Below are 15,699 nucleotides of genomic sequence, written 5' to 3'. Positions count from 1 at the left end.
CGTGGGGGAGGGGCGTTCTACGATCCTGGGAAGGGGGTGGGGGCCATGGCGGAGGAACTGACGGGTCTGGCGGGGCTGCTGTACGAGATGGGGTTGCTCAAGCGGTACCGGCGCACGGGGTGGCTGGTCGCGGGGGTGCGGGATCCGGAGAGCATCGCCGACCACTCCTTCAGGGCGGCGGTCATCGCGAGCGTGATCGCGGCGCTTGAGGGCGGGAATCCCGAGCGGGCCGCGTTCATGAGCCTGTTCCACGACACCCAGGAGACCCGGATCACCGACATTCCCTACCTCGGCAAGCGTTATCTGAAGGCGGCCTCGAACGAGGAGGTCACCGCCGACCAGGTGAGCGGGGTGCCCGAGGTCGTGGCGGGGATGGTGCGCGGCGCGGTCGCCGAGTACGAGGAGAAGACCAGTCTCGAAGCCGTCTGCGCCCGTGACGCCGACAAGCTCGAATGCCTCGTCCAGGCCGTCGAGTACCGCGAGCAGGGGCACCAGAACGTCCAGCCGTGGATCGACAGCTCGCTGGCCGCGCTGCGGACGGCCTCGGCCAAGCGGCTGGCGGACGAGGTGCTCGACACGGGGTCGCTGGAGTGGGTGACCCAGGTCCTCAACGGCGACTGAGCGCTTCCCGAGAGGGCGGGCCCGGAGGTCAGGGAACCGTCAAGGGAAGGTATCGTGAGGATGTTCGCCCAGCTCAGCCCCCTTCCGCCTGCTCGGCGGCCCCGTTCGGGGAACCGCCGGAGGAAGGCAGGGGAGAGCCACGGGGAAGCTCGGAAAGCTTAGGAAAGCCCCATGAGCACTCACGTTCACGTCCGTGTCAGCGACGGCCTGGCCGTCACCGAGACCGGCGACCTGGTCGAGGGCTACCGCTGCGGGTGCGGCGCCACCTGGACGAGGGTCCACCGGGCCGACGAGGGACAGCCGGAGCGCTGAACCCCCCGCCGTCCGGGGCGCGCGAGGGCGCGGGTCAGGCGCGTACGGCGCACAGGAGACGGTTGTGGCCGCGCTGCCACAGGCAGCCGACCTCGACGAAGCCCGCGTCCAGCAGCGCGTCGACGTGCGTGGACAGCAGCGGGGACTCGGAGCCGTGGTGGTCGGCGCCCGCGGTGGCCCGCTCGGTGTTGAGCTCGGCGAAGTCGGGGTCGGCGGCGACCGCGTCCCACCACTGACGCCAGTCCTCGGGACGGTTCCCGGCGAACCTGCGCTCGGCCTCCCGGTCGTGCACGACGCGTTCGAGCCGGGCCAGGACCGGGGTGGTGTCGTCGGTCTCCAGGTGGTCGCCGTTGAGCAGCAGCCCGCCGGGGCGCAGTACGGTCGCCACCTCGGCGTACATCTTCGCGATGTCCTGCGGGGAGATCCAGTGCAGCGCCGTGGTGCTCACCACGGCGTCGGCGGGCCCGTCCAGGCCGAGCAGGTCGCTCCAGCCGGGGACGCGCAGGTCGAGGGAGACGAACCTGAGGCGCGGATCGGGGTAGGCGGCCCGGCCGAGACCGAGCAGCAGCGGGTCGGCGTCGACCGCGACCACCCTGGCCTCGGGGAGGCGTTCCAGGATTCGGGCGGCCAGTGAGCCGGGCCCGCAGCCGAGGTCGAGGACGAGAGGGTCGGGACGGCCCGCCGCCTCGACGGCGTCGATCAACGCGGTGAAACGCTCCTCGCGGTCGGGCAGGTAACCCTCCTGCTGGCGGTCCCAACGCGTGATCCACTCGTGTGCGACATCGTAGGTGAGCACACAGGCCTCCTTGTGACCGTCTTCTATGCTTTAGGCAGTTACAAACTAGAACGCGAGAAGGTAACCGGTCAAGTGGATTTCAACAGTCACACCGATGGGGTCGTCCGGATCGCGGTCGCACTGGTCAACGCGTTGACGCCGGGAGAGGCCCGAGGCCGTCCCTTCGCGCCGCCCCACGACCTCGCCGCCGCGGCCACCGAGGTGCTGCGGGACGCCGGATACCCCGACCACGAGAGGCTCACCGAGGACGAGGCCGCCGAACTGACCGGGATCGCGGCCAGACTGCGCGAGGTCTTCGAGGCCGTCGCGGCCGAGGACGTCGACACCGCCGCCCTGAGGGTCAACGACCTGCTCACCGAGACGCGGGCCCGGCCCTCACTCCAGCGGCACGACGGCGAACCCTGGCACCTGCACTTCCACGGCCCCGGCGGGACCGTGTCCGCCGACTGGGGGGCCAGTTGCGCCACCGGCCTGGCGATCGTGCTGGGCGGCGAGTTCCGCGACCGCCTCGGCGTCTGTACGGCCCCGCACTGCGACCGCGTCTACGTGGACGTCTCCCGCAACGGCACCCGCCGCTTCTGCGGCACCGCCTGCCAGAACCGCGTCAAGACCGCGGCCTTCCGCGCCAGGGAGGCCAGGGGGAGACTCACTCCGTGACCAGGCCCGCCTCGTGGGCCAGAACGGCGGCCTGGACCCGGTTCCGCAGGTCGAGACGGGTGAGGATGGCGCTGACGTGCCCCTTGACCGTGCCCTCGACAAGCCCGAGCCGCCTGGCGATCTGGGCGTTGGACAGCCCGGCGCCGAGCAGGGCGAGCACGTCGCGCTCCCGCTCCGTGAGCGTCTCGACCCTGGCACGGGCCGCCGTGGCACGGCCCAGCCGGGGCGAGCGGAGCTCCCCGATCACCCGCGCGGCCATCCTCGGCGACAGGTAGGCGCCGCCCCCGGCGACCGCGTGCACCCCGGCGATCAGCTCCCGGGGGTTGCCCGACTTGAGCAGGAAACCACGCACACCGTCGTCGAGTGCCCTGGTCAGGTAGGCGTCCTCACCGAAGGTCGTGAGCACGGCGACGGAGACCGAGGGGGCCGCACGGATGATCTCGACGGCGGCGGAGAGGCCGTCGAGCCGGGGCATGCGGATGTCGAGCAGGGCGACGTCCGGCCGGTGCGCGAGGGCCATCTCGACGGCCTCCCGCCCGTCCCCGGCCTCGGCAACCACCTCGATGGCCGGATCGGTGGCGAGGATGGCGCCGACCCCGGCCCTGACCATCTCGTCGTCGTCGGCCAGCAGCACCCTGATCATGACTCCCCCACGTGTGGCAGCGTGGCCACGACCTCGAACTCCCCGCCGCGCGGTCCCGCGCGGAAGGTCCCGCCGTGCTGCGGGACGTACTCCCGCAGCGCCGCCAGGCCCGCTCCTCCTCCCGCGCCCCGCCGTACACGCCGGGGGAGGGGGTTGACGACGGTGACCACGGTCGTGCCGTCCGAGGTGGCCAGCCGTACCCGCACGGCCTCCCCGGCGGCGTGTTTCGCGGCGTTGGTCAGCGCCTCCTGGACGACGCGGTGGGCGACCCGGCCGACCACGGGCGGCAGGTGCCCTACGCCGTGCCATTCGAGCGAGACCGGCAGGCCCGCGCCCGAGGCCCGATCGACGAGGGCCCGCACGTCCTCGGCGTCGCGGGCCGGGGCCGGGCTCAGCGGCGCGGGGCCGCCGTCGCGCAGCAGGGCGAGGACCTCGGCCAGGCGCTCGGTCGCGAGCCCGGCGCCCTCCCGCAGCTCGGCGGCGGCCCTGCGGTGGCGTTCGTCCAGGTCGGAGGCCATCTCAAGGGCCCCGGCGCGCAGCGCGAGCAGGCTCAGCTCGTGTCCGAGCGTGTCGTGCATGTCGTGGGCGATACGGGCGCGTTCCTGGAGCATGGCCCGCTCCGCGGTGACCACGACCAGTTCGGCCTGCTGGTGCGCGGAACGGCCGAGCAGCCACGGCAGCGCGACCGTCAGGCCGAGCAGCAGCGCCCCCACCCCCCACACCTCGCCTCTGACCAGGCCGAACACGACGTCGAGCACCACCCCGGCCGCGCACGCGCCCAGAGCGGGAGCCACCTTCGGCGCCCCGCGCCCGGCCAGCAGGCTGATCACGAAGACGGCCACGCAGAGCGCGCTGCTCCACACCGGCACGTTGTCGGTCATGCTCAGCGCCACGGTGACGCTCGTCACCGCGCACACCCCGAGCGCGGCCACCGGGTACGGCCCCAGCAACGCCACCCCCGCGACGGGGGCGAGCAGGGCGGCGACCAATGCCCACCCGGCCAGCTCGTCATGGGACATGGCGACGACGGCCAGCAGCCCCACGAGCAGGACCGACGCCCACGGCGGGACGGGCGAACGCGCCGCCGCCCGGCGTATCCAGCTCGTCATGACACCGACACTATCGAGGCCATCGCCATCCAGGTCATCACCGCCCAGGTCATCACCGCCCAGGTCGTCACCGCCCAGGTCGTCACTGCCCAGGTCATCACCGGTCAGGAGGTCACCTGCCGGGACGAAAGGTACGGCGGAGCCGTACGAGGGCGACGACGCGGGTGGTCAGCACGGCGAGGTTCGACAGGGCCGCGACCGCCGTCCAGGTGACCAGCGCGACCGAGTAGTAGAACAGCTGCAGGTGGGTGAGGTCCCGTCCACCCCCGGCGAGCATGCCGAGCAGGCGGGGCAGGAGGACCAGCAGGACGAGGGGGAACAGCCGGGGCAGCAGCCTCGGCAGGAGCCGCCACGCCGGCCGGGAGACGAACCGCTCCGCCCAGCGTCCGGTGCGCCGCAGGTTGCGCACCCCCAGAACCAGGCTCAGCAGGGTGAGGCAGGCCAGCACCAGGTCGATGATCAGCCGCAACGAGGAACCGGTCTCCGGGCTTGCGCCGGTCACGAGGGTGGCCAGCTCCTCCGCCAGCGCGCCGATGCCCTCGTTGCCGAGGCCGATGCCGCCGTTGCCGATGACCGCGATGCCGTAGCCGCCGGGAAGCAGCAGCTGGTGGGCGGTGTAGGTGAACCAGATGCCGCTGTGGCTCACCCGGCCCCTCGCGTCGGTGTCCCAGCCGAGGCCGTACGTCCAGCGCCGGTCGGAGGGGGTGTGCGTGGTCCGCACGCCCTCGGTGGACAGCAGCCGGGTACCGTTCGGGGCCACGCCCCCCTTGTTCTGCGTGATCAGCCAGACGGCCATGTCCTCGGCGGTGGTGATCACGCCGTCCGAGCCGCCGACGAACCGCTTCGGCTCCGGGGCGGGGACCGACATCCCGTAGGCGTAGAGGTGTCCCTCGCGCACCCCGGGCGGCAGGTCACGCGGCGTCTGGGAGATCGTGGTCGTCGAACGCATCCCGGCGGGCCCGAACACCTGCCGCCGCATGTACTCGGCGAACGGCTCACCCGTGACGACCTCGACCAGCCGGGCGGCGAGGTGGTAGTTCGTGTTCGTGTAGAGGTGCCGGGTGCCCGGCTCCGCGGCCAGCGTCGCCGTCCTGGTGCGCGTCACGGCGTCGGCGGGGGAGTCGGGCTGCGGCAGGCTCTTCTCCGGGAAGGTGCCGTCGCTGAGCCCGGAGGTCTGCTCCAGCAACTGGCGTACGGTGATCCGCTCGCCACGGGGGTCGGCGATGCGGAAGCCGGGCAGATAGCTGCGCACCGGGGCGTCCAGGACCACCTTGCCCGCCTCGGCCAGCCGCATCACGGCGAGCGCGGTGAAGGACTTGCTGACCGACGCGACCGGCATCGGCGTCGTCGCGGTCACCGCCGCGCCCGAGGAGTCGTGGCCGTACCCGCCGGTGTACAGCACCCGGTCACCCAGGGTGATCGCGGTGGCTATGCCCGGGTAGCCGGTCCTGGCGGCGTACTCGGCGACCACCCGTTCGATCGCCGCGGGAGTCGGCTCCCGTACGGCTCGCGCCTCCCGCGCGGCGACCGCCGCGGCCGGCGGTACGGTGACCGCCGTGGTCGTCAGGGCCATCAGGAGGGCGACCGCCGTGGTCGCCGTTCTCCGCCTCGAACCTCTGTTCCGCCACACAACGCGCTCCGATCGTCTCGTTGACGAACGTCACGCTAAACACCGTGAATCACCAGGTCAGGAGCCCGAAGTAAGGGGTGACCCCTGACTTTCGTCAGGTGCGGGTTTTCTCTTGGTGGCCTGGGAGGTTCGTGGGGCGCCATAGGCTGTGGGGCATGCAGGAACCGGTGGAGAAGCAGACGAGCGCCCTGTCGAAGATCGCCCTGCTGGCCGGTGCCGGGGTGGCGGCGGGCGCGCTGGTCGCGGGACTCGCGCTACCGGCGGTGGGCGGCGCGGGCTTCGGACTGATCTCAGCGAGTAACGAGATGAACCTCGCACCCGAGGAGCTCGTGGAGCCGCCCCCAGCCGAGGTCACGGTCGTCGAAGACTCCAAGGGCAAGCCGATCGCCCGCTTCTACGAGCAGTACCGCGAGGTCGTGGGGTTTGACGAGATCGCCCCGATCATGAAGACGGCCATCATCTCGATCGAGGACTACCGCTTCTACGAGCACGGCCCGATCGACATCGAGGGCACGATCCGGGCGCTCGCCAAGAACCTGCAGGCGGGCGGGGTCGCCCAGGGCGGTTCCAGCATCACCCAGCAGTACGTCAAGCAGGTGCTGCTCAACGCCGCCGACACCGAGGCGGCCAAGAACAAGGCGCTTGAGGCCAGCTACGCGCGCAAGCTCAAGGAACTGCGCTACGCCATGGCGGTCGAGAAAAAGTACACCAAGGACGAGATCCTGGCGAAGTATCTGAACATCGCCTACTTCGGTGCGAGCGCCTACGGGGTCGAGGCGGCGGCCAAGCGGTTCTTCGGCATCAGGGCCGACCAGCTCACCCTGCCGCAGGCCGCGACGCTGGCCGGGGCCGTGCAGGACCCCAACGCCACCGACCCCAACCTGGGCAGGAAGCAGCAGGAGAAGCTGCTGAAGCGGCGCAACGTCGTGCTCGACCGGATGGCCGAGCTCGGCAAGATCTCCAAGGACGACGCCGCGAAGGCGAAGGCCACCAAGCTCGGCTACAGGGGCACGGGCCTCCCCGGCGGCTGCGAGTCCAGCAAGTACCCGTACTTCTGCATCTACGTCCGCAACGAGATCCTGAAAAATCCGGACTTCGGGAAGAAGGCCGCCGACCGGCTGAAGTTCCTCAACCGGGGCGGCCTGACGATCAAGACCACGATCGACTCCGACATGCAGGCCGCAGCGGAGAAGGCCATCAAGAAGCGGGTCCACGCCTCGGACAACCCGCTCGCCGCCGAGGCGCTGGTCCAGCCGGGCACCGGGGCCATCAAGGCCATGGCCGCCAGCAAGCCGTACGGCGGGGACACCGACAAGCACGAGCTGGCCTACAACCCCGTCGCCGACGCCGCGCACGGCGGCCTCACCGGCTTCCAGGCCGGATCGACCTTCAAGACCTTCACCCTGATCACCGCGCTGAGCAAGGGCATGAAGATCAGCGACGGCTTCAACGTCGGCGCGGGCTACACCGCGGCCGGTTACTCGACGTTCAAGAACTGCGCGGGCGGCACCGCCGGAGACCCGAGCCACACCGTCACCAACGACGAGGGCTCTCCCGGCTGGCGGACCCTGCAGACGGGCACGTGGGGCTCGGTCAACACCTTCTTCATGACGCTCGAACAGCACGTCGGGCTCTGCGAGGTGGTCAAGACCGCCAAGTCGCTGGGCATCCACCGCTCCGACGGGGCCAAGCTCCAGGAGTACGAGACCTTCACCCTCGGCACCAACGAGATGGACCCGGTGACCGTGGCCAACGCCTACGCCGCGATCGGCGCCCGCGGGAAGTACTGCGCGCCGATGGCGATCTCCCAGATCACCGACCGCGACGGCAAGGTCACCACCTACAAGCCCAAGTGCCGTCAGGCACTCGACCCCGAGGTCGCCGACGCGACGGCCGACGTCCTCTCCGGCGTGCTCACCAAGGGCACCATGCGGGGGGTCGGCGGCATCGGCCGGGACGCGGCGGGCAAGACCGGCACCACCGACGGCTACGCCTCCGCCTGGTTCGCCGGGTTCACCCCCGACCTGGCGGGCGCCGTCAGCATCGGCGACCCGCGCGGCTCGCAGACCCACAAGCTGGTGGGCGTCACCATCGGCGGCACCTACTACGGCTCGGTCGTCGGTGCCAGCATCTCCGGGCCGATCTGGAAGGACACCATGCTGGCGGCCCTGAAGGACGTCCCGCCGACCAAGTTCACCCCGATCAACACCTCGCGGTTCGGCGGATGCGGCCAGAGCTGCCAGCCCGCGCCCCCGCCGGACGAGAACGACCGGGGTCCGGGCGACGACAACAACGACGACTGGCGGAGCGACAACGGCGACCGGGGCGGCTGGGGGAACCACGGCCGTGAGAACGACACGGGGGGCAACGGCCGGGGTCCCTTCGGCTGACCGCGGGCCCGCTCAGGCGGGCCGGGCGATGGTCTCGGTCAGACGGGAGAAGGAGTCACCCCCGTGACCGGCCTCGACGGCCCGCCGCGCGACCGCCCTGGCCGCGTCGATCACCCCGGTGTCCAGCCCCCTCGCCTGCGAGGCGTGGGCGATGTGGTCCATCCCCGCCAGGGCCGACAGCAGCGCCGAGGCGGAGCCGGGATGCTCGCCCTCGTCGACGTGGCGGGCGAACTCGTCGATGGCGACGGGCAGCAGGGCGCCGATCCCCTTGGCGAACGGGGCCAGCTCCCTGGCTGACACGCCCTCGGCCCTGGCCAGCGCGAAGGCGTGGACCAGGCCGCTCACCGACGTCCAGAACAGGTCGAGCAGGGCGACGTCGTAGGACGCGGCCCGCCCGGGGTCGGCGCCCAGATAGACGCCGCCCGCGCCCAGCGCCCCCAGCGTCGCGCGGTGCTCCTGGTAGGTCTCCTGGTCCCCGCTGTACAGGATGACGGCCTCGGGACCCCCGATGGACGTCGTCGGGGTCATGATGGCGCCGTCGAGATAGCGCACGCCGTTCTCCTCGGCCCAGGCGGCGGCCCGGCGGGAGCGTTCCGGCGTGTCGGCGGTGAGGTTGACCAGGGCCCTGCCCTTGAGGGCGGACCCCGCGGGTTCGACGATCGCGTGCACGGCGTCGTAGTCGATCACGCAGACGACCGTCAGCGGGCTCGCCTCGACGGCCTCGGCCGGGGTGCCCGCCCTGGCCGCGCCCCTGGCGACCAGGGTCTCGTCCTTGTCCGCCGTACGGTTCCACACGGTCGTCGGGTGGCCGTTGTCGAGGAAGGCGCCCGCCAGCGCCTGGCCCATCGGCCCCAGGCCGAGAACCGTCACCGGAACACGGTGGTCGTGTGTCATCTTCCATCCGTCTCTGAGTCTGGGAAAGGGGATGTCCTGCCGGCGGGGACGTTTCGATGCTGGTTCCCAGCCCGGATTTCCTCAAGTACCCACTCTCCTGTCAGCTGCTTACCTCCCGGTAAGTGACCGTCGGGTTCCGTGGGCCGCTGCCCGGAGGCCGGGGCCCGGGGGTACGGAAAAATCCTGAGAAAAGTTTCGGGTGGGGTGTCGAAATCGCGTCGGCCCGTTCGAAGCGTGGTCAGAAGGCCGGACACACGCCCGGACGATCCGGGCGAAGAAGGAGACACACGATGCGGTACATGATCACCCTCAGCCTCAGCGAGCAGCCGCAGACCCCGCCGCCCGCCGAACTGATGGAGGCCATCGCCAAGCTGGGGGAGGAGGCCACCGCCGCCGGTGTCCTGCTCGACACCGCGGGGCTGGCACCGAGCGACCAGGGGGCACGGGTCGAGCTGACCGGCGGACGGCTGAGCGTCACGGACGGCCCCTTCGCCGAGTCGAAGGAGCTCATCAGCTACGCGCTCTACCAGGTGGGCTCGAAGGAGGAGGCCGTCGAGTGGGCCTCACGCTTCCTGCGGCTGCACCGGGACCTCTGGGCCGGTTGGGAGGGGCAGGCGGACATTCGGCGCGTTTTCGGCCCCGAGGACTTCGCCGCCTCCGCCTAGGATCGGTGGCCGTGACGGGTGATGACGTTCGCCGGGTGGTCGAGGCGGTCTGGCGGATGGAGTCCGCCCGGGTGGTCGGCGGGCTCGCCCGCATGGTGCACGACGTCGGGCTCGCGGAGGAACTGGCGCAGGACGCCCTGGTCGCCGCGCTCGAACAGTGGCCGGAGACGGGCGTGCCGGACAACCCCGGCGCCTGGATCACCCTCACCGCCAAGCACCGGGCGATCGACCGGCTGCGCCGCGTGACCCGTTACGACCGCAAGCTCGAAGAGGTCGGCAGGGACATGGAGATCCGCAGGCAGGCGGCGGAGGCGGAACTGGACGACGTCCTCGACGACCACGTCGGCGACGACGTGCTGCGACTGCTCTTCACCGCCTGCCATCCCGTGCTGCCCACGGAGGGACGGCTCGCGCTCACCCTGCGTCTGCTCGGCGGGCTGACGACGCGGGAGATCGCGCGGGCCTTCCTGGTGCCCGAGCCGACCGTCGGACAGCGGATCTCCCGGGCCAAACGGACCCTCACCGAACGGCGGGTGCGGATCGAGATGCCCGCGCCCGCCGAGATGGGGGAGCGGCTCTCGTCCGTCCTCGAAGTGATCTACCTCATCTTCAACGAGGGTTACTCGGCGACCGGAGGCGGCGACTGGACGCGTCCGGCGCTGTGTGAGGAGGCGCTGCGGCTGGGCAGGCTCACCGTGGGTCTTGTGCCGGGCGAGCCGGAGGCGCACGGCCTGGTCGCGCTGATGGAGATCCAGGCGTCCCGTCTCGGCGCGCGGACCGGGCCGGACGGTGAACCCGTGCTCCTGCTCGACCAGGACAGGAGCATGTGGGACCGGCTGCTCATCCGCCGTGGCCTGGAGGCGCTGGGCCGGGCCGAGGCGCTCGGCACCCTCGGCCCGTACGGCCTGCAGGCGGCGATCGCCGCCTGTCACGCCCGTGCCCTCCACGCCGAGGACACCGACTGGGAGCGGATGGCCGCGCTCTACCGGGTGCTCGCCCACGTGGCGCCCTCTCCCGTCGTCGAGTTGAACCGCGCGGTCGCGGTCGCCATGGCGTACGGCCCGGCGAAGGGCCTGGAGATCGTGGACGGGCTGGCCGGGGAACGCGGGCTCAGGGACTATCCGCAGCTGCCCGCTGTACGGGGGGATCTGCTGGCGCGGCTCGGCCGTACCGAGGAGGCGCGGGCGGAGTTCGGGCGCGCCGCCGCGCTGACCCGCAACGAGCGGGAGCGGGCCGTCTTCCTGGCCCGCGCTTCAGGCCCGGTCGTACCAGGTGACGGTCGCGCCGTTGCTGAAGGAGCGGCTCGCGGCCGGGGTGAAGAGCGTGGGACCGAAGGCTCCGGAGAAGGCTGAGACGCCCGCGCCCGCGACCACGGGGTAGCTCTTGACGATCATTTCGTCGATCTCCGGGAGCAGGGAGCCCGCGAGCTTGCCGCCTCCGCACAGCAGGATGTCCAGGCCGTCCTCCTTCTTCAGCGCGCGGACCAGCTCCACGGGGTCGCCGGAGACGAGATCGACCGTGGGGTCGGCGATCTCGGGGATGGTGGTCGAGACGACGTACTGCCTCAGGTGCGTGTAGGGGCTGGTGATCCCGGCGTCGAGGGCGGGCTGGTAGGTGCCGCGTCCCATCAGGATCGTGTCGAAGCGGTTGTTCGGCGCGTCGAGGCCGAAGTGCGCCCGGACGTGGACGGGGACGGTCTCCGGGTACCTGGCGTTCATCCACGTCGTCATGTCGTCGGCCAGGGGGTAGAAGTCGTACTCGCCGCCGGGACCCGCGATGTAGCCGTCGATGCTGACACCGATGTAGTAGACAAGCTTTCGCATACATTCACTCCACTTGAAGTACTATGTTCGTAGTGGTTTGGACCGTAGTACTACATGTGGAGTGGTGTCAACCGAGATGCGACAGAACCAGGCGAGACGGGCCGCGCTGCTCGACGCCGCCATCGACGTGCTGGCCCGCGAGGGCGCGCGCGGCCTGACCTTCCGTGCCGTGGACGCCCAGGCGGGGGTGCCGGGGGGTACGGCCTCCAACTACTTCGCCAACCGCGACGACCTGCTGACCCAGGCGGGGGTGCGCGTCTACGAGCACCTTGAGCCGGACGCCGAGACCGTGGCCAGGAGTCTTGAGGGCACCCGTGACCGCGAGCGGGTGAAGCAGCTCATGCACGAACTGGTTGAGCGGGTCAGCACCTACCGGGCCGGCTATCTGGCCCTGCTCGAACTGCGCCTTGAGGCGACCCGTAGACCCGGACTGCGCGACGTGCTCACTCCGAGAATCAGGGCGGACGTCGACGCGAACATCGGCTATCACCTGAACTCGGGGCTTCCCGGCGACGCGACGGCGGTGACCCTGCTCTATCTGGCGATGAACTGGCTGATCGTGGAACGGCTCACGCTGCCCGGGGTCTTCGGGGAGGAACAGGCGCGTGAGCTGGTCGAACGCGCGGTCGAACGCCTCATCCCGGAGGGGTGACCGTTTCGACGAAAAAGCACTACAAAGCGTGATATAAGTGGCGAGAATTGTCGTTTCGTGAAACCTCGATGAACAGAATATTCGTGGTGATATGAGAATTTTCGCGCTGGTCGCCGGGGCTGTTATGGCGGTTTTAGTGGCTTTTGGAGTGCTTGGTGAGTTAAGTGGAGAAAGTGGCTTTTCCACCTCATCGGTAAGCTCGGTGAACTCGGCGGCGACCGTGCGCGAGGTGGCCTCTGCCGAGGGAGTGCGGGCGGCGGGAGCTCAGGTGGCCGCCGCCGGCACCAAGACGGTGAAGACCTCGATCCTGAAGGTCGGCGGGAAGTCCTACCTCTCCGCCCGGGTGACCAGCACGTACGGCGTCGCCAGGCGGTTCACCGTGAAGCAGCGCGTCTGCGCGGCCCGCACCTGCCGGACGGTCGACGTCGTCCTGACCGTCGGGGCGGGCATGACAGGCTGGCAGGAGAGGTATCTCGGCACCGGCTCCTACCGCAGAAGCGGCGCCCCCCGTGTCACGGCGACCGCCCCGCCCGCGCCGCCCGCCGTACCCGCCGCTCCGCTGCCCGTCGCCACGCCGACGGTGACCGTGACGGTCAGGGAGACGGTACGGGAGACGGTCACCCTCGCTCCCGTCGTCGCGGCCACCCCCACGGTCACCGTCACCGTCACGGCTCCTCCGCCGGGGGCCGTGGACACGTGCGGCGCGCCCGTCAACTCCTACGGCTTCACCTTCTGCACGTCAGGCGCCAGGGTGACCACGCCCGTGACGGAGGCCTGCCAGGTGTTCGGCTGTATCGACAACTTCTATGCGGGCGAGGGCTATCTGGTCATGTGCCGGGACGGGAAAGTGAGCATGTCCGGCGGTCTCAACGGGGTCTGCTCCTACCACGACGGCTGGCTCAGGGACATCTACCGCTTCGCGGTCTGAGGGCTTTTCGCGGAGGACCGGGGGAAATACCCTGCACGGCATGATTGAGGTGGAGCTGCGCGGCTGGGGGCCGGACGACGTGGGGGTCGTGATCGGCGCGTTCGAGTCGCCCGACATGGCCGACCAGGCGGCACGGCCGATCGACACGCGGCGGGCCGCGCTCGAATGGATGGGGACGTGGGGCTTTCGTGACGACGCCCACGCCTTCGCGGTCGTCTCCGGCGGCCAGGTGGTCGGCAACGTCGCGGTGAGCAACATCGACGCGCACGACACCGGCTGGGTGTCCTACTGGACGGTTCCACACGCCAGGGGCCGGGGGGTGGCGGTCGCGGCCGTCACCAAACTGGCCCGCTGGGCCTTCGCCGAACGGGGGCTGTTCCGCCTCGAACTGGGGCACCGGATGAACAACCCGGCCTCGTGTACGGTGGCGACCCGGGCGGGCTTCCCGGCCGAGGGGGTCGAGCGGGCCAAGCTGAACTACGGGGGCGTGCGGCACGACGTGGAGCGGCACGCGCGCCTGGCCACGGACTGATCCAATGGACCGTACGGGCCAAAATACTGATCCCAAAGCATGATTTTTCGCGCTATAGGGGAGTTTGTCGATAGCTGCAATATCCGTGCTTGACGCCCTGGTCAGGGCGGGGAAACGGGTGCCGGGGTGGGCGCCGTGCCAACAGCTGATGAACAACGCGGGGGGCGGAAGCTAATCGTTTTTCGGGAAATATAGAGTTTTCTCGGAAACGGGAACCTTTGGCTTCTAAGGCGCGTCCACACTGAGAAAGGGGGAGGCGATCCACAGTGGATGACATCGCGAGGCTGATCGGCTTCGAGGCGAAGCTGGCGTCGCAGGAGGCGCTGGCTCACGGCGGTGACCTGGAGAGCGCGGGCGCCGTCCAGCTCGTCAGGTTCTGCCCGACGCTGATCACGGCGGAGGTCGACGACGACGCCGCCTGTGTACGGTTCCAGATCGTCGACGAGGACCTGCGCTGGTTCTGCACCTGCGAACCAGGCAGAAAGGGCAACTTCTGCGCCCACTGCGTGGCGACGGCCAACTCGGTCGCCGGAGCCGTCCGACGCACCGAGGCCCTCCAGCCCCGCAACACCTCACGCCCGATGGCCGTGTGAACAGGCCCTGACGCACCCCCTGGCACCCGCACCGGTGCCAGGCCCGTGGGGTGGGCTTGTCGGGGTGAGATCCCTCCAGGACTGATGAGCGCCGCCGCTTGAGGCGATCACGGGCCCAATCATGTGGGCGTTGCCTGCGAACCCTTCAGGGCGATGAGTGACAACCTCCCTTCCTCATCTCCTTCTTCGACAGGGAGATCACCGCTTTAGCGGCATGTTCGCGTGAACCAGCGGTCTCCCGGCGAACCCGTCTTCGTACGGACCCGGATGGGGTGGCCTTCCACGTAAGGGGTCAGGGGCAGTGGGCGTGGTCGTGGAGGGCTTCCAGGAAGCGTGTGGTGTCGCTCAGGTCCGGTAGGACACAGGACGCCCCCGCCTGTCGAAGCTCCTCGACCCCGGTGCGGCCTGTCGCCACCGCGATGACCGGCACACCGTTCTGAACGGCGGCCTCCACATCAGCCGGGGTGTCGCCGATGACCACTGCCTCGTGCGGTTCCAGCGGCCCGCCGTACAGGGCGGCGGCGCGTTTCACCGCGATCCGCACCAGCTCGGCCCGCACGTCGTCGTCCTCACCGAACGCGCCCGCCTCCCAGGTGATGGCACGGTCAAGCCCGAACGTGTGCAGTTTGAACCGGGCGACCTCGCGGACGTTACCGGTCACCACCGTCTGCACCACCCCGTCTCGGTCGGCCACGGCTTGCAGCGCGGCAGCCGCTCCCGCCAGGGCATGGCCCCGCTGTCGTACCTCAACCCGCCGCAGTAGATGAGCCTCGGCCAGGGCGGCGGCGAACCGCTCGAAATCATCCCTGCCGGTCGTCAGGCCGTGCAGCCGGGCGGTCTCCCGGAAGATCACCGCCTCGGTGAGGCCGTCGATCCTGGCCTGCTGCCGCATGACCACCCCGGTCACCCGCTCGAACGCCTGCGCCGACAGCTCACGCCCGATGCCTCGCATGTCGATCAGTGTGTGATCGATGTCCCACAACACCACCCGGGTCACCGCCACCCCCTCGATGTACGGCTCGCTCTTGTCGGAATCCGGATCGCCCGAAGATCAAATGTCGGTAAGAGGATCACTTTATGCGGGGTTCCCGGTGAGGGGAGGCCTCAACGCCAGGTGTGAGGGAGGGGCGTGTTCAGGCTGGTTCGGCGCCGTGGGCGGTGGCGATGGTGTCGATGTGGTGGGCCAGGTCGAAGTCCTTGGCGGTGAGGCGGTGTCCGGCGTCGTGGGTGGTGACGGCGAAGCGGATGCGTTGCCAGGTGATGTGCATGTCGGGGTGGTGTCCGACCTCGCGGGCCTTGGCCGCGACGTACATCGCCAGGTGGACGCACTCGTGGTAGGTGTGCTGGAAGGTGCGCTCGATCGTGTGCCCGTTCCGTTCCCAGCCGGGCAGCCCGGCCAGGCGCTCGGCGATCTCCTCATCGGACAACGGGTGGAGGGTCATCGTCATCTCCAT

General features: G+C 70.3%; 18 protein-coding genes. 10 read left to right on the top strand and 8 right to left on the bottom strand.

Translation table 11 applies throughout. The features are described 5' to 3' along the window. Window positions 1-45: 45 nt before the first annotated feature. A complete protein-coding gene (locus ABT340_RS12880; protein WP_352010886.1) occupies window positions 46-621 on the top strand; it encodes an HD domain-containing protein in 576 nt (191 codons plus the stop codon). Between the two features lie 171 nt (window positions 622-792). Then, window positions 793-933, top strand: coding sequence for a hypothetical protein (locus tag ABT340_RS12875; RefSeq protein ID WP_352010885.1), 141 nt, complete (start codon window positions 793-795; stop codon window positions 931-933). A 34-nt stretch (window positions 934-967) separates the two neighbouring features. Here the strand turns inward: ABT340_RS12875 and ABT340_RS12870 are convergent, their stop codons facing one another. Next, entirely contained in the window at window positions 968-1,729 is a 762-nt protein-coding gene (locus tag ABT340_RS12870) for a class I SAM-dependent methyltransferase (RefSeq protein WP_352010884.1), read from the bottom strand. A gap of 72 nt (window positions 1,730-1,801) precedes the next feature. On the opposite strand from ABT340_RS12870, the gene ABT340_RS12865 reads away from it, so the two are divergent. Then, window positions 1,802-2,386 (top strand): CGNR zinc finger domain-containing protein, encoded by a 585-nt coding sequence (locus ABT340_RS12865; RefSeq protein ID WP_352010883.1) that lies wholly within the window; start codon window positions 1,802-1,804, stop codon window positions 2,384-2,386. On the opposite strand, the gene ABT340_RS12860 is transcribed toward ABT340_RS12865, so the two are convergent. From ABT340_RS12860 to ABT340_RS12850, 3 genes are all read right to left on the bottom strand, one after another. Further along, on the bottom strand, window positions 2,376-3,029 hold the full coding sequence (locus tag ABT340_RS12860) for a response regulator (protein ID WP_352010882.1): 654 nt from the start codon (window positions 3,027-3,029) through the stop codon (window positions 2,376-2,378). The genes ABT340_RS12865 and ABT340_RS12860 overlap by 11 nt on opposite strands. Next, window positions 3,026-4,138, bottom strand: a complete 1,113-nt coding sequence (locus ABT340_RS12855; RefSeq protein WP_352010881.1) for a sensor histidine kinase — start codon at window positions 4,136-4,138, stop codon at window positions 3,026-3,028. Before ABT340_RS12855 ends, ABT340_RS12860 begins: the two co-directional genes overlap by 4 nt. 112 nt (window positions 4,139-4,250) lie before the next feature. Then, entirely contained in the window at window positions 4,251-5,768 is a 1,518-nt protein-coding gene (locus tag ABT340_RS12850) for a serine hydrolase domain-containing protein (protein WP_352010880.1), read from the bottom strand. A 155-nt stretch (window positions 5,769-5,923) separates the two neighbouring features. Between ABT340_RS12850 and ABT340_RS12845 the strand changes: the two genes are divergently transcribed. Further along, window positions 5,924-8,158, top strand: a complete 2,235-nt coding sequence (locus ABT340_RS12845; RefSeq protein ID WP_352010879.1) for a transglycosylase domain-containing protein — start codon at window positions 5,924-5,926, stop codon at window positions 8,156-8,158. Between the two features lie 12 nt (window positions 8,159-8,170). Here the strand turns inward: ABT340_RS12845 and ABT340_RS12840 are convergent, their stop codons facing one another. Next, the gene (locus ABT340_RS12840; protein WP_352010878.1) at window positions 8,171-9,028 is read right to left on the bottom strand and encodes an NAD(P)-dependent oxidoreductase; all 858 of its coding nucleotides are present in this window, start codon (window positions 9,026-9,028) and stop codon (window positions 8,171-8,173) included. A gap of 323 nt (window positions 9,029-9,351) precedes the next feature. On the opposite strand from ABT340_RS12840, the gene ABT340_RS12835 reads away from it, so the two are divergent. Beyond that, window positions 9,352-9,717, top strand: a complete 366-nt coding sequence (locus ABT340_RS12835; protein WP_352010877.1) for a YciI family protein — start codon at window positions 9,352-9,354, stop codon at window positions 9,715-9,717. 11 nt (window positions 9,718-9,728) lie between these two features. Beyond that, window positions 9,729-11,069 carry an RNA polymerase sigma factor gene (locus tag ABT340_RS12830; RefSeq protein WP_502992497.1) on the top strand — a complete coding sequence of 447 codons (1,341 nt, stop codon included), beginning with the start codon at window positions 9,729-9,731 and terminating at the stop codon, window positions 11,067-11,069. On the opposite strand, the gene ABT340_RS12825 is transcribed toward ABT340_RS12830, so the two are convergent. Continuing rightward, window positions 10,971-11,540 (bottom strand): dihydrofolate reductase family protein, encoded by a 570-nt coding sequence (locus ABT340_RS12825; RefSeq protein WP_352010876.1) that lies wholly within the window; start codon window positions 11,538-11,540, stop codon window positions 10,971-10,973. The two genes, ABT340_RS12830 and ABT340_RS12825, sit on opposite strands and share 99 nt — an antisense overlap. A 76-nt stretch (window positions 11,541-11,616) precedes the next feature. Between ABT340_RS12825 and ABT340_RS12820 the strand changes: the two genes are divergently transcribed. From ABT340_RS12820 to ABT340_RS12805, 4 genes are all read left to right on the top strand, one after another. After that, complete coding sequence (locus tag ABT340_RS12820) at window positions 11,617-12,192, top strand: TetR/AcrR family transcriptional regulator (protein WP_352010875.1); 576 nt, start codon at window positions 11,617-11,619, stop codon at window positions 12,190-12,192. A gap of 229 nt (window positions 12,193-12,421) precedes the next feature. Next, on the top strand, window positions 12,422-13,120 hold the full coding sequence (locus tag ABT340_RS12815; RefSeq protein ID WP_352010874.1) for a hypothetical protein: 699 nt from the start codon (window positions 12,422-12,424) through the stop codon (window positions 13,118-13,120). 40 nt (window positions 13,121-13,160) lie between these two features. Continuing rightward, window positions 13,161-13,652: a GNAT family N-acetyltransferase gene (locus ABT340_RS12810; RefSeq protein WP_352010873.1), complete on the top strand. Its 492-nt coding sequence runs from the start codon at window positions 13,161-13,163 to the stop codon at window positions 13,650-13,652. A 266-nt stretch (window positions 13,653-13,918) separates the two neighbouring features. Beyond that, window positions 13,919-14,245, top strand: a complete 327-nt coding sequence (locus tag ABT340_RS12805) for a hypothetical protein (RefSeq protein WP_352010872.1) — start codon at window positions 13,919-13,921, stop codon at window positions 14,243-14,245. Window positions 14,246-14,537: 292 nt separating this feature from the next. Here ABT340_RS12805 and ABT340_RS12800 read toward each other — a convergent pair whose 3' ends face one another. Together ABT340_RS12800 and ABT340_RS12795 are read right to left on the bottom strand one after the other, a co-directional pair. Then, window positions 14,538-15,242, bottom strand: coding sequence for an HAD family hydrolase (locus ABT340_RS12800; protein WP_352010871.1), 705 nt, complete (start codon window positions 15,240-15,242; stop codon window positions 14,538-14,540). Window positions 15,243-15,378: 136 nt separating this feature from the next. Next, window positions 15,379-15,687, bottom strand: coding sequence for a 4a-hydroxytetrahydrobiopterin dehydratase (locus ABT340_RS12795; protein ID WP_352010870.1), 309 nt, complete (start codon window positions 15,685-15,687; stop codon window positions 15,379-15,381). Window positions 15,688-15,699: the final 12 nt, after the last annotated feature.

It is taken from the genome of Streptosporangium sp. NPDC000239, from assembly GCF_040300765.1.
GTDB lineage: Bacteria > Actinomycetota > Actinomycetes > Streptosporangiales > Streptosporangiaceae > Streptosporangium.
The sequence above is the reverse complement of the archived record's forward strand: the minus strand, read 5'-3'. Positions and strand labels throughout refer to the sequence as shown.

Excerpts from the sequence above, each read along its gene's own strand:
- ABT340_RS12880 (WP_352010886.1), top strand. The coding sequence starts at position 46 with ATGGCGGAGGAACTGACGGGTCTGGCGGGGCTGCTGTACGAGATGGGG.
- ABT340_RS12875 (WP_352010885.1), top strand. The coding sequence starts at position 793 with ATGAGCACTCACGTTCACGTCCGTGTCAGCGACGGCCTGGCCGTCACC.
- ABT340_RS12860 (WP_352010882.1), bottom strand. The coding sequence starts at position 3,029 with ATGATCAGGGTGCTGCTGGCCGACGACGACGAGATGGTCAGGGCCGGG.
- ABT340_RS12855 (WP_352010881.1), bottom strand. The coding sequence starts at position 4,138 with ATGACGAGCTGGATACGCCGGGCGGCGGCGCGTTCGCCCGTCCCGCCG.
- ABT340_RS12845 (WP_352010879.1), top strand. The coding sequence starts at position 5,924 with ATGCAGGAACCGGTGGAGAAGCAGACGAGCGCCCTGTCGAAGATCGCC.
- ABT340_RS12835 (WP_352010877.1), top strand. The coding sequence starts at position 9,352 with ATGATCACCCTCAGCCTCAGCGAGCAGCCGCAGACCCCGCCGCCCGCC.
- ABT340_RS12825 (WP_352010876.1), bottom strand. The coding sequence starts at position 11,540 with ATGCGAAAGCTTGTCTACTACATCGGTGTCAGCATCGACGGCTACATC.
- ABT340_RS12820 (WP_352010875.1), top strand. The coding sequence starts at position 11,617 with ATGCGACAGAACCAGGCGAGACGGGCCGCGCTGCTCGACGCCGCCATC.
- ABT340_RS12810 (WP_352010873.1), top strand. The coding sequence starts at position 13,161 with ATGATTGAGGTGGAGCTGCGCGGCTGGGGGCCGGACGACGTGGGGGTC.
- ABT340_RS12795 (WP_352010870.1), bottom strand. The coding sequence starts at position 15,687 with ATGACCCTCCACCCGTTGTCCGATGAGGAGATCGCCGAGCGCCTGGCC.